Origin of the sequence: Bradyrhizobium sp. IC3195, assembly GCF_020193585.1 — a bacterium.
Classification (GTDB): Bacteria; Pseudomonadota; Alphaproteobacteria; order Rhizobiales; family Xanthobacteraceae; genus Bradyrhizobium; species Bradyrhizobium yuanmingense.
In genome coordinates this window covers 62,908-75,996 of the sequence record NZ_JADYVG010000005.1, presented here as the reverse complement: position 1 = coordinate 75,996, position 13,089 = coordinate 62,908, and the positions used below count along the sequence as shown (strand labels likewise).

The following is a 13,089-nucleotide window of genomic DNA, read 5'->3' as shown; positions in this document are numbered from 1 at the left end:
CGCTTTACGCTCCCGGAAATTCCTGATCCTCTCCTCCCAACAAGCCGGATCAACCGGCCTTGCCAGGGAGAGAGACGCCATGAAGCTCGGCACCGCCATTGCGGAAATCATGAGGCGCGAGAGGATCGAGATCCTCTGCGGCTATCCGGTCAACCATCTCATCGAACACGCGGCCAAGGCCGAGATCCGCCCCGTGATGGTGCGGCAGGAGCGCGTCGGCATCCACATGGCGGATGCGATTTCGCGGGTAACGTCGGGGCGCAGCATCGGTGCCTTCTGCATGCAGCACGGGCCGGGCGCGGAGAATGCGATGGGCGGCGTGGCGCAGTGCTTCGGCGAATCCGTTCCCGTGCTGGTGCTGCCGATGGGCTATCAGCGCCGGCTGGCGCATATCGAGCCGAACTTCAATTCCAGCGAGGCGATGAAGCCGTTCGCGAAATCGTCCGAGCCGATCATTCTCGCGACCGAAGTCGTCAACATCTTCCGCCGCGCCTTCACCAGGCTGAAGAACGGCCGCGGCGGGCCCGTCATCGTCGAGATCCCCTCGGACATGTGGAACGAGGAGGTGCCGGAGCCGCTGAACTACACGCCGGTGCTGCGCACCCGCTACGGCGCCGACCCCGTTCACGTCAAGGAAGCCGCCAGCCTGCTGGTGAACGCAAAACGGCCGGTGATCTATGCCGGCCAGGGCGTGCATTACGCGCAGGCTTGGCCGCAGCTGAAACGGCTCGCCGAGCGATTGGCGATCCCCGTCACCACCAGCTTGGGTGGCAAATCATCGTTTCCGGAGACTCATCCGCTGTCGCTTGGCTCCGGCGGCCTTGCAGTGCCGCGCGCGGTGCCGAAATTTCTGGCCGAGGCCGACGTCATTTTCGGCATCGGCTGCTCCTTCACCGAGACCAATTTCGGCATCGCGATGCCGAAGGGAAAGACCATCATTCATTCGACGCTCGATCCCAATCATCTCAACAAGGACGTCGAAGCGAAGATCGGCCTGGTCGGCGATGCCGGCCTCGTGCTCGACGCGCTGCTGGAGGAGATCGGCAAGACCGTCACCGCGGATCGCGATGCATCCGCCGTCGCGGCCGAGATCGCAGCCTCGCACAAGGAATGGCTGGCGAAATGGATGCCGAAGCTGACCAGCAATGACGCGCCGCTCAGCCCCTACCGCGTGCTGTGGGATCTCCAGCACACCGTTGACATCGCGAATACGATCATCACCCACGATGCCGGCAGCCCGCGCGACCAGCTCTCGCCGTTCTGGCGATCGGTCGAGCCCCTCACCTATCTCGGCTGGGGCAAAACCACGCAGCTTGGCTACGGCCTCGGTCTTGCGATGGGCGCCAAGCTGGCAAAGCCCGACAAGCTCTGCATCAACGTCTGGGGCGATGCTGCGATCGGCTTCACCGGCATGGATTTCGAGACCGCGGTGCGCGAGCGCATCCCGATCATGTCGATCCTGCTCAACAATTTCTCGATGGCGATCGAGCTGAAGGTGATGCCGATCTCGACCGAAAAATATCGCTCGACCGACATTTCCGGCGACTACGCCGCGATGGCCCGCGCCTTCGGCGGCTACGGAGAGCGGGTGACGCGGCCGGAGGACATCGTGCCCGCGATCAAGCGCGGCATCGCGAAGACGAGGGAAGGCGTGCCGGTGCTGCTGGAGTTCATCACAGCCAAGGAGACCGAGGTGTCGCGGCCCGGCACGTGAGCGGAGCCGGTGCGGGCACGGCTGCGAGGCGCTGGCTCCGGCCGCAGAAGTTGTGATAATCCGGCCCGGTGCCGCGCACGCCGCGGCATCAAGCTGGACCGGGAATGACGACCGTTTTGCAGGAAATCGAGGAACTCGAGCGCCGATTGCGGTCGGCCGCCGCCGAGATTGCGCAGCTGCGGGCCGAGCTTGCGACGGCTCGGGATCGCCAGAGCGCCAGCGCCGAGATCCTGCGTACCATCGCGGCCTCGCCGTCCGATGCGCGGCCGGTCTTTACGGCGGTCGCCGCCAGCGCAAAGCGCCTGCTCGGCGGCTTCTCCGCCACCGTGCTTCAGTTCATCGGCGACGAGCTTCACCTCGTGGCGTTCACGCCGACCAATCCGGAGGCGGACGCGGGGCTCAAGGCGTCGTTCCCGCGCAAGATCGCGGACTTCCCGACTTTTGGCCTCGTGCGGGAGGGCCAGACGATCCAGTTTCCCGACAGCGAGGCGGCCGACGTCCCTGAACTGAACCGGGAGCTGGCGCGGCTGCGCGGCTTCCGCAGTGTGCTATTCATGCCGCTGATGAACCGGGGCGCGCCGGTCGGCATGATCAGCGTCACCCGCGCCGAGCCAGGATCATTCGCGCCCGACCTCGTCCAGCTGCTGCAGACCTTCGCCGACCAAGCCGTGATCGCGATTGAGAACGCGCGCCTGTTCAACGAGACGAAGGAGGCGCTGGAGCGCCAGACCGCGACGGCCGACATCCTGAAGGTGATGGCGGCATCCCCGTCCGACGTGCAGCCGGTATTCGCGGCCATCGCCACCAACGCCAACCGGCTGATCGGCGGCTTCTCCACCGCGGTGCTCCGCTATATCGACGGTGCCGCGCACCTTGCGGCATTCACGCCGACCGATCCGGCCGGCGATCGCGTGCTCCAAGCGTCCTTTCCGGTGCCGTTCGCACAATTTCCGCCCTACCAGCTGGTGGCCAATGGTGCCGCCGCTCAACTGCCCGACACCGAGCTCGAGCCGGCCGCGCGCGACATCGCGCGGGCCCGCGGCTATCGCAGCATGCTGTTCGCGCCGCTGATGAGCGAAGGCGAAGCCATCGGCATCATCATCGCGACGCGCCGCGCGACCGGCAACTTCGCCGAGCATCACGTGCGCCTGCTGCAGACCTTCGCCGCCCAGGCCGTGATCGCGATCAAGAATGTCAGCCTGTTCAACGCGACCAAGGAAGCACTGGAACGTCAGACTGCGACTGCCGACATTCTCAAGGTGATCGCGGCTTCACCGTCCGATGTCACGCCGGTGTTCCAGGCCATTTCCGACAGCGCCAAGGCGCTGATCGGAGCGCACTCCTCCACCGTCACCCGCGTCGTCGACGGGACGCTGCATCTGGCCGCCTTCACGACCGACAATGAGGCCGGCAATGCGGATCTGCTGAGCTCGTTTCCGACGCCGCTGTCCTCGTCGGGCATTCACAGCCGGGTGGCGAGCAGCGGCGAGTATGCCTTCCGCAGCGACATGCAGAACGAGCCTGATCTTACCGAGGCCATGAAGGAGCTGGCGCGAACACGCGGTTATCGCAGCATCCTCGTGGTGCCGATGCTGCGCGATGGCCTTGCGATCGGCACCATCGCCGTCACGCGGCGGGAGCCCGGTTATTTTCCGGACAAAGCCATCAACCTGCTCAAGACCTTTGCCGACCAGGCCGTGATCGCGGTCGAGAACACGCGCCTGTTCAACGAGGTTCAGGACCGCACCAGCGAGCTCGCCAAATCGCTCGATGATCTCCGCGCCGCGCAGGACCGCCTGATCCAGACCGAGAAGCTGGCGTCACTGGGCCAGCTCACGGCCGGCATCGCGCACGAGATCAAGAACCCGCTCAACTTCGTCAACAACTTCGCCTCGCTGTCTGCCGAGCTGACCGAGGAGCTGAACGAGGTGCTCGCGCCGGTCCCGCTCCCCGAGAATGTCCGCAGCGAGGTCGACGAGCTGACGGGGCTTCTGCAGGACAACCTCGACAAGATCGTGCAGCACGGCCGCCGCGCCGATTCCATCGTCAAGAACATGCTGCTGCATTCGCGCGAAGGCGGCGGCGAGCATGGGCTGAGCGACATCAATGCATTGGTCGAGGAGAGCCTGAATCTCGCCTATCACGGCGCACGCGCCGAGAAGCCCGGATTCCACGTGACGCTGAAGCGCGCGCTCGATCCAGCGGCCGGACAGGCCGAAGTGTTTCCGCAGGAAATCACCCGCGTGCTCCTGAACCTGATCTCGAACGGCTTCCACGCGGTCATCAGGCGCAAGGCCGACGGTGCCGCCGGTTACGAGCCGATTGTGACCGCCGCGACGCGCGATCGCGGCGATGACGTCGAGATCACGATCCGCGACAACGGCACCGGCATTGCCGACGATGTGAAGGAGAAAATGTTCAATCCGTTCTTCACCACCAAGCCAGCCGGCGAAGGCACCGGCCTCGGGCTGTCGATGACCCACGACATCGTCGTGAAGCAGCACGGCGGCACGATCGACGTCGCGACCGCGCCGGGCAAGTTTACTGAATTCACGATCGTGCTGCCGCGCAAGAGTGGTCTGTCAGGCAATAGCTGAGGTTGAATCGCGCGGTGGGTGCTTTCGGCAAACTGGCGTGGCTCATTCGGCGGCAATTGCTGTCGTTCTCCGGCGTCGGCCTCATGCTCGGTGCCCTGTTCTTCGCAGCCGCGCTGACGCCGACGCTGATCCCGCGGAGCTATCTCACGCAGGGCGCCATCGCCGGCGCCTGCTTCGGGATCGGCTATCTCGCCGGCAACGTCTGGCGCTGGCTGTGGCACTATCTGGAATTGCCCGAGCCGCCGGCGCGCCTGAGATCGACCGCAAACGCGCTGGTGGCGGCCGCCTGCCTGCTCGTCGTCGTTGTTTTTCTGTGGCGGGCGGCCGGATGGCAGAACTCGATCCGCACCATGATGAAGATGGCGCCAGTCGAGACGCCCATCCGCTCAAGGTCTGCGCCATCGCCGTGATGACGTTCGTCGTGCTGCTGGTGCTGGCGCGGCTGTTCGCGCTTGCCGTGCGCCTCATCGCCGCGCGTGCGAGGCGCGTCATTCCCCGGAGGATCGCGAACGTCATCGGCGTGCTCGCCGCGGGCCTGTTGTTTTGGTCAATCGCCAGCAATGTCCTGATCCGCACGGCGTTCAACGCGCTCGATGTGTCCTTTCGCGAAGTCGACGCCTTGCTCGAGCCCGAGCGGCCGCAGCCGACCGCGCCCGAACGAACGGGAAGTGCCGCCTCGCTGGTGAAGTGGACGCAGCTTGGACGCATGGGGCGGAGATTTATTGCCTCGGGGCCGACCGCAACGGAGATCAGTGCCATTACAGGAAGGCCCGCGCTGGAGCCCGTGCGGGTCTATGTCGGCCTTGGCGGCGCCGAGACGGCGCAAGCGCGCGCCCGGCTTGCGCTCGACGAGCTCAAGCGGCAGCACGGGTTTGAACGCGACACACTCATCGTCGTTACGCCGACCGGAACCGGCTGGATCGACCCTGCCGCGATGGACACCGTCGAATATCTCCACCATGGCGACGTCGCCAGTGTCGCGATGCAGTATTCCTATCTCAACAGTCCGCTGACGCTGCTGTTTCAGCCCGAATCCGGTGCAGAGGCGGCGCGCGCCCTGTTTTCGGAAATCTACGGCTACTGGGCGACGCTGCCGAAGAACCGGCGGCCGAAGCTGTACCTGCACGGACTGAGCCTCGGCGCGATGAACTCGGAAAAATCCGCAGAGCTGTCTGAGATGATCGGCGATCCGATTGCGGGCGCACTTTTGAGCGGCGCGCCGTTCGAAAGTTGCATCTGGCGCTCGATCACGGCAAACCGCAATCCGGGCACGCCGGCCTGGCTGCCGGAATTCCGCGACGGCCGCTTCGTGCGCTTCATGAACCAGAATGGACCGACGGTGCCGGCAGATGCGCCCTGGGGTCCGATGCGCGTCGTCTATCTGCAATATGCGAGCGACGCGATCACCTTCTTCGCCTATCACGACGCCTATCGGGCCCCTGACTGGATGACGGCGCCGCGCGGGCCGGATGTGTCACCGGAGCTGCGATGGTATCCAGTCGTGACAATGCTGCAGCTCGCCCTCGACATGGCGGTCGCGACCAATACGCCGATGGGCTTTGGCCATGTCTATGCGCCCGAACATTACGTCGATGCCTGGGTCGCCGTCACCGATGTCCATGATTGGTCCCCCGACGCGGCGCAGCTCAAGACCCATCTTGCAGCGGCGGCGCGAAAGGCCGCCGAGGGCAATGTCGCAAACGAGCCTTACGCCGATCGAGGCGGCTAGCCTACTCGGCCATCTCCACGGACTGCTTGGCCGACGGTCCGGCCAGCGGCCGCTCCTCCATCGCGATCAGGCACAGCGCAGCGATCGTCATCAGCGCGGTGGCGGCGCCGAACACGTAGCGGAAGGCGTGCCGCATGTCGTCGGCGGGTATCGCGACGGCGCCCGCGGCGTGATGCTCGCCGGCGAGCGGGACGTCGGTGCCGAGCGCGATGAGCAGGATCGCGGCGAAGGCCGCCACCGTGAACGAGGACATCAGCGAGCGGAAGAAGTTCATCGCGCCGGTGATGGTGCCGACTTGCGGACGCGCCACCGAATTCTGCAGCGAGACCACGCACACCGGAAAAGTCGTGCCGAGTCCCAGCGCGAACGCGGCCATCAGCAGCAGCAGGCCCCAGAGCGGCAAGGTGGTGACCGTGAGAACGAGACCGCACAGCGCGGCCCATGACGTGCCGACGATGGCGACGCGCTTGTAGTGCTTGGCCCGAGCCATGGTGCGGCCGGCGACGGCCGCGCCGACGGTCGAGACCGCCGCGAGCGGGATCAGCGCAAGCCCCGCCTCGCTGGCGGTGAGATGATAGACCTGCTCGTAATAGAGCGGCAGCTGCACGGTCAGGCCGGTGATCGCCCCGAGGCCGCAGCCGCCCGCGGTCAGCGCGAAAGGCGCCACCGATCCCGTCAGCAAGGGCAGCGGCAGGAACGGCTCGTCGGCCCGCCGGGCATGCCATACGAAGGTCACCGCGAGCCCGACGGCACCGCCCACCATCGCCAGCACCGTCGGCGAAAGCCAAGCATAGCGCGTCCCGCCCCAGGTCAGCACCAGCATGAAGACCACGGCGGACGCCATCAGCAAGAGGCCGCCGAGCCAGTCGACCTTGCGCTTGCGGTGGAACACCGGGATCTTCTTCATCTTCGGCAGCAGCAATGCGAGTGCTGCGGCCGCAAGCGGCAGGTTGATCCAGAAGATCATCGACCAGTGCAGATGCTCGGCGAACACGCCGCCGATGACCGGGCCGAGGATGCCGCCGACCATCCAGACGCTGGAGAAATAGGCCTGGTACTGCCCGCGCTCGCGCGGGCTCACCACGTCGGAGATCACGGTCTGCACCACCGGCATGATGCCGCCGCCGCCGAGGCCCTGAAGCCCGCGTGCCAGGATCAGCATCGGCATGTTCGGCGCGATCGCGCACAGCACCGAGCCCGCGACGAACAGGCTGAGCGAGATGATGATCATGACGCGGCGGCCGTAGATGTCGCTGAGCGTGCCGAACACCGGCGCAACCGCAGTCGAGGCGAGCAGATAGGCGGTGATCACCCAGGACAGATTGGAGACGTCCTGGAACTGGCGTCCGATGGTCGGCAGCGCCGTCGCCACGATGGTCTGGTCGAGCGCGGCCAGGAACATCGTCAGCATCAGGCTGATGACGATGGTGCGGACCTCGTCGGAGCTCAGCGGCACCGGCGGGGCGATCGAGGGCGCGTCGTCGACGCTGATGACCTCGCTCGGCAGGCGGGACAGCTCTTCGGCAATGTCGTCGGGCAAGGCCTGGATGTCGGCAGAATCGCTCTGCCGGTCGAACTTGTTCATCTCGATCGGGCGTCGTGACGCGGTGCAACACCGCGAAGGATTCGTACTATGCAGCCCAATGTAGAGGGGAAATTTCTTCCCAGGCAGGCACCGCGACGCATGGGTGCATCCCGCCGACGCATCCTCGCGGCTCCGTGATCGACAGGCGGAGCGGCGCAGTATTGAGGTCTACTTGGGGCCTGAGCGCCCCCAAGCCCACTAAAGCTCAATGGGGTCCAGCAAGTTGATCAGATGCGGTTTGCCGGGATCAACGATGACCACTTTCTTGCCGAACTTGGGATTGCTCCGGAACAGAGCGCCGAGGCTGTGCTTTTCCGGCGACCAATTTTCTCGAACCGGCTTCTTGGTTGCCGGATTCTTCTTCTTGCGCGCCTTTTCCTTCGCCTGCTCCTTTTCCCAGTCGGCTTGGCGCTCGATATCGATCTCGTCAATCGGGTAGGTCAGGTGGATTGTGTATTCGGCGTCGACGCCCCGTGCTTTCAGCAGCATTTCCAGGGTCGCTCGTTCGGGGTTACCGTGCTCGCCATCGCCTGAGAAGACGTAGTGATCGGCAGGCAGACGTTCGAAGAAGATCGTCTCCATATTGTTGTCGCTGCCGTGGTGCGGCACCTTGAGAAGATTGACGTGGCGCGTCTTTCCGGGGGCGAGCAACCTGGCTAGCTCAAGTCCCTCCAAGACCTTGTCGCCACGCGCGTCGCCGGTCAGCAGCATGCTCTTGCCGCCCATTTCAGCCAAAACGACGATGCTGGAGAGATTGGGCACCGACTTGTCGACGAATGCCGCCAGCATTGCTTCCGGGCTTTTCTTCCCCTGCTTTTGCTCCCGCAGCCATTTATCGTGGGCCTCCTGAAGGGCCATCAATTCCGGCTGCATCGGTCCGGCCACGGTCATCTTGAGGCCGCCATCCAACGTCACCGCTTCCGTATCCTCGGTTGCGACGATCAGCTCGCCGTCGAATTTGTGGTTCAGTTTCCATTGCCGACGTGCCGGCGACCGACGTTGCAAGACTTCCCGATCATCACGCAATTGACGGCCTTGCGAAATGCCGGCGAGAACATCCACCGTCTGATGCACCTCTTCCTCGTCGGACTCTTCGTCGGGCTCAATTGCGTCAAAATCCGGCCTGCGCGCAGTGCCTGCCTCGAATGACGCCGGCCCAAATCCGGACAACAGTTCTTCAGGCGCAGTCGTAAGCAGATCGTCAAAGCTGTTGTGCCACAGGCTGGCGACCTTGAGACGGAGATCGGGACTGTTGCCCAGCTGATCCGCCGTTAGTTCGAGAATGCCCCTGATGTGATCGTCGTCGATATGACTGATCATCACAACGTCTATCGGCAAGGGATCATTCGGCTCCAATTCGCGCGAACGGTGAATCTGCGCGATTCTCGGCGCCAGATGTGGCTTATAGACCTTGGCAGGTCCTCCATCGATCAGCATCAGATGCGGATCGTCAGCTGTTCCGAAATGAAGGATCAGGCAATCGCCCTTGCGGGCACGCAAGACGTCAAGGCTAAAATGCATCGCATTCCTCCTCAGATCGATTGAAGAGCCCGCAACACGTCGAGCATGCCGTGCCCCTGAAAGCTGCGCTCGCGGCCAAGATCCGTCGCGCTCTCGCACAGGATGCGTTTGACCCGACGCGGCTGCCCGATCAGCTCTTCGTATCGGGCGAGCAGCATCGCCGCGGCTCCACTGACCATGGGAGCCGCCATGCTGGTGCCCGATTCCGGAGCCCAATCATCATTCGGAACGGTCGATAGAATTCGCTCACCGGGCGCGACGAGATCCGGCTTCGCGCGGCCATCGCCAGTTGGACCGCGGCTCGAGAAGAAGCTGATTCCGTATGTATGCGGCCAATTCCCGTGGGTCGATCCAACCGTGATGACGCCCTCGGCGTTTCCTGGATCGGTAATACTGAAGGCGGCGTAATTTTCGAACGGACCGTCCTTCGTTTCGAATTTCTGAAAGCCGCGATTGCCCGCTGCGGCCACGACCACCACTCCGCTTTCGACCAAACGCTCGCATTCGTTGCAAATCGGCGTCCGCCCACATGCAAAATTGCGCACGTTATGGGGAATTGAGAGGCTGAGATTCGCGCCGTGAATCATGATGTAGTTGTGCCGCTCGTTGACGTAACGGATGTACTGCATGGCAGCGATAACGGCGAACTCGGTCTCCTCCAGGCTCGCACCCAGCACGCGGAAATCGTACAGTCCGATGTCCGGGCACATGCCGCCAGCGTATCTGCCGTCCTTCTGGTCCGCTCCGATGATTCCGGCAACGTGGGTCCCGTGCGAACTGGGCAGCTTTTCAGACTTGTCGTTTGGATCCGGCCTCTTGACCGTGATTAGCCTTTCGACGGTCGCCCAGTTGATGGGGCGCTCCTTCTCGAAGTCTTCGGCAATCTTCTCTAGATTGACGTCCACCTCGGCTTCAGCGAGCCCGGACGTTCGGATCAGCTTTTCGCGGGTTTGAGCATCGACGTCACCCGTCTCACTGCTAACGATCTCTCGAATATTCGTGAAGTCGAAGATTTTCCTGACACGCGACGTCGGCTTCTCGCCGGACGTCATGAACGCGTCGTGATTGTTTTGAATACCGGAATCAAGAACTGCCCAAACGATGTTCTTGCACTGGACGTTGAACAGCGACCTCGCAGCGTCGGCCTTGACCGCTGGCACCGACCGATCGAGCGCGGGAACGGCCGATCGGTTGAGCGATACCTGGAAAATACAAGTTGGTCTCTCTTCCGCCGGCTCGCTCCTGGTATCGACGCCGTCGTTCTGCTGCCGAGCATTCTCGTCCGCTTTGACTACTTCATAAAGTGCGAACATGCCGGAGAGAATCTCGTCAGCATAGTCCCGGTATCGTTCCAATGCCTGCTCAAAGGTCAGTGGCTCCAGTGGTTCGTCCCAACCGACGGGACGTTCCAGCTTGCAAATCCAGTAGATCAATCCGGCGAGCGCGATATACCTTTGGAGCGACGTGGCATTGTCCAATGTGCGTTCGCGCAGCGCGTTGGATCTCTTCGGCCCTTGCTGGAGCAGCTTTTTGATCGTCCCCTCATTATCGCCGGCATCCACGCCTTCGATCCTTTCGGCCACCTTCGGCTCGCGCCACCATTGTGTCCGCGGCACCAGGATGCGCAGCACTTGGTCGAAATAGAGCCGCGCACCGACGAGCCCCTGCAAATAGGCGACCTTGGCCTTTGTTGGAGGCCGGCCAGGCGGCGCAGATTCGACCGGCACTTTCAGCGCGCCTGCGATGGTACGGGCCACGCTCACCGCGGTCGCATTCTTGTGCGGCGTAATCAGAACGTCCTGGGCGATGCCCGGATCGAGAGCGTAAGCCGCCCAGACATCGCCGAGCAGCGGCGAGTCCTGCAGCACGCGCCTGTCGTCGCGGGGACCCAGGAGGATATGTTCGACCACTTCGGGCGGAACAGAGAACTGCTTGGGTCTTCCGTCGGCCGAGACCGGCCAAGTCGGCCCGCGGCTCTTGGGTGTGCCGCTTTGCGGTTTTGCACGCCGCTTACGCCCCTTGTCGTCCGCCATTGTCGTCTTCCTCAGACACCAGACTGCGGATAGGGAAAGGCGGGCGGCGGCCCGACCGCCGCGAGATGCTTGCGCAGGGCTGCATCACACACGGCGTAGCCCCAGTTGATCAGTCTTTCCTGCGTCGTCGCGTCCAACCGCTTCAGACGTGTCGGCACTTCCGCAAGTTGCAATGTACGCTCGAAAGGACACGGCAGAGCATCGGCCAGCCCGTAATTCACGATGTCGGTGCGGATGCCCCAATAGGCGCCCTTGCGCGTTCCCGATTTGAAGGAGTCGATGACCTGGCGCTTGCGCAGCGAACGCACCTGATTGTCGATCAGATTGAGGATCCGGTAGGAATGCCGCGGCCAATCCGTCTCCGGCTCCTCCTCAGCCTCGATCTTGCCGCCGGCGTCGCTGACCAGAACGGTCTGGTGGCGCTTCCATGCGGTCTCGAGGCCGAGATTGTCGTAGACGCCGCCATCGCTGAGAACGACGCGCGTTGTAAATGGAGGCCGCTGCAGGTCGAGCCCGGTACCGGGCACGAAATCGCTGTCCTTGAGGCGCAATTCGAAGGGAGAGAGGACCGGAGGAAAAGCGGAGGACGCCGCCACGGCTTGCGCCAGCAGAATTTCTGGATTCTTCACCTCGCCGACGCGGTAGTCGCGCATATAGGGCTTCATGAAGCGCCAGAGCGCGCCTGACTGCACGTTCGTCGCATTGATCACGAAGCGCGGCTCGTCAGGCATATCCTGCAGAGTCTTGCCGCGAAACAGGTGATCGTCATACGACTCGGCAATCCGGTCGCCGATGCTGCCTGGTAACAGCGCGCCCAGGATGACCGACTCGGCATCGATTGTGATGCCGGCGAAGGCGCGCAACGGCGCGACGAATTTCGGAATGAAATCGCTGTCGACGCTGTCGGGTGTGAAGCTGAGGCCCGGCCACGCCAGCGCCAACATGCCGGCAGTGATCGACCCGCCGGAAACGCTCGATATGCGCCTGACGTTCTTCAGCAGTCCTGTTTCATATAGGCGCCACAGGACGCCGACTTGAAACACCATCGCGCGATATCCTCCGCCGGAAAGGCAGAGCGCAGTGGTTGGTTCCAGCGGCTTGTTCTCGTCGTCGGTCGGTATCGGGTGAACCGGATCGGAAATCATGGGGCCCCCAAAAATCCTAGGGTACCTTCAGCAATTCAAAACAACCTGAATATAGCCATAGCAGAATCTACAACCAGCTTAGCACCTCAACCCCTGAATGTGAAGCGCATCTGCATGCGACCGCTGCGCACAGCTGTTCAAGGTCGCTTCTTCAGACGCGCCCGCTTCGGCAAGGTCGCCGGCCATTGCACGATGTGGTCCTCGAGCTCCTCGTCCGGGACCTCCTCCTCGCTGCCCTCCACGCGGCCGCGCACGGAGACGCCGGCTTCGTGCACGGTGTTGGGGTCACCCGAAACCAGCGGATGCCACCAATAGAGGTCGCGCCCTTCGGCGACGAGCTTGTAGCCGCAGCTCGGCGGCAGCCAGTTCAGGGTGCGGACATTGGCCGGGGTCAGGCGGACGCAGTCCGGAACCTTGTCGGAACGATTCGGATAGTCCTTGCAGGCGCAGCTCGTCCCGTCGAGCAGCTTGCAGCCGATATGGGTGAAGTAGATCTGCCCGGTATCCTCGTCTTCGAGCTTGTTCAGGCAGCAGCGGCCGCAGCCGTCGCACAGGCTTTCCCACTCGCGCTCCGACATCTGTTCCAACGTCTTGGTTTTCCAGAAGAATCCTTCCTGGCCTTGAGATCGTTTGGGAGCTGCGGTCATGCGCCTCAACAACAGTTCGAAAGAGCTACGGCAACGCCATCTAGGGCGCGCGGCGGCAATGGTGCAAGCGAGGCCCCTTTGAGGCCTGTAATGAACCGGGGGTCAATTAGGCCTGTTG

The 13,089-nt window shown here is 63.5% G+C and carries 7 protein-coding genes and 1 pseudogene; 3 read left to right on the top strand and 5 right to left on the bottom strand.

What is annotated here, in order from left to right:
• Window positions 1-25: 25 nt before the first annotated feature.
• The 3 genes and pseudogenes from I6F09_RS13015 (at window position 26) to I6F09_RS13005 (ending at window position 6,040) form a co-directional block, all read left to right on the top strand.
• Entirely contained in the window at window positions 26-1,714 is a 1,689-nt protein-coding gene (locus I6F09_RS13015; RefSeq protein WP_225188332.1) for a thiamine pyrophosphate-requiring protein, read from the top strand.
• Between the two features lie 104 nt (window positions 1,715-1,818).
• Window positions 1,819-4,311 (top strand): GAF domain-containing protein, encoded by a 2,493-nt coding sequence (locus tag I6F09_RS13010; RefSeq protein ID WP_225188220.1) that lies wholly within the window; start codon window positions 1,819-1,821, stop codon window positions 4,309-4,311.
• An 83-nt stretch (window positions 4,312-4,394) separates the two neighbouring features.
• Window positions 4,395-6,040, top strand: a pseudogene (locus I6F09_RS13005) (alpha/beta-hydrolase family protein).
• Between the two features lies 1 nt (window position 6,041).
• Here I6F09_RS13005 and I6F09_RS13000 read toward each other — a convergent pair.
• The 5 genes from I6F09_RS13000 to I6F09_RS12980 all read right to left on the bottom strand — a co-directional run bounded on the left by I6F09_RS13000 (window position 6,042) and on the right by I6F09_RS12980 (window position 12,971).
• Window positions 6,042-7,625, bottom strand: coding sequence for an MDR family MFS transporter (locus I6F09_RS13000; RefSeq protein WP_225188219.1), 1,584 nt, complete (start codon window positions 7,623-7,625; stop codon window positions 6,042-6,044).
• A gap of 198 nt (window positions 7,626-7,823) precedes the next feature.
• Complete coding sequence (locus tag I6F09_RS12995) at window positions 7,824-9,146, bottom strand: hypothetical protein (RefSeq protein ID WP_109144371.1); 1,323 nt, start codon at window positions 9,144-9,146, stop codon at window positions 7,824-7,826.
• A gap of 11 nt (window positions 9,147-9,157) precedes the next feature.
• Window positions 9,158-11,179, bottom strand: coding sequence for a S8 family peptidase (locus I6F09_RS12990; RefSeq protein WP_225188218.1), 2,022 nt, complete (start codon window positions 11,177-11,179; stop codon window positions 9,158-9,160).
• 11 nt (window positions 11,180-11,190) lie between these two features.
• The gene (locus tag I6F09_RS12985) at window positions 11,191-12,324 is read right to left on the bottom strand and encodes a patatin-like phospholipase family protein (protein WP_225188217.1); all 1,134 of its coding nucleotides are present in this window, start codon (window positions 12,322-12,324) and stop codon (window positions 11,191-11,193) included.
• 137 nt (window positions 12,325-12,461) lie between these two features.
• The gene (locus I6F09_RS12980; protein ID WP_036042979.1) at window positions 12,462-12,971 is read right to left on the bottom strand and encodes a YcgN family cysteine cluster protein; all 510 of its coding nucleotides are present in this window, start codon (window positions 12,969-12,971) and stop codon (window positions 12,462-12,464) included.
• Window positions 12,972-13,089: the final 118 nt, after the last annotated feature.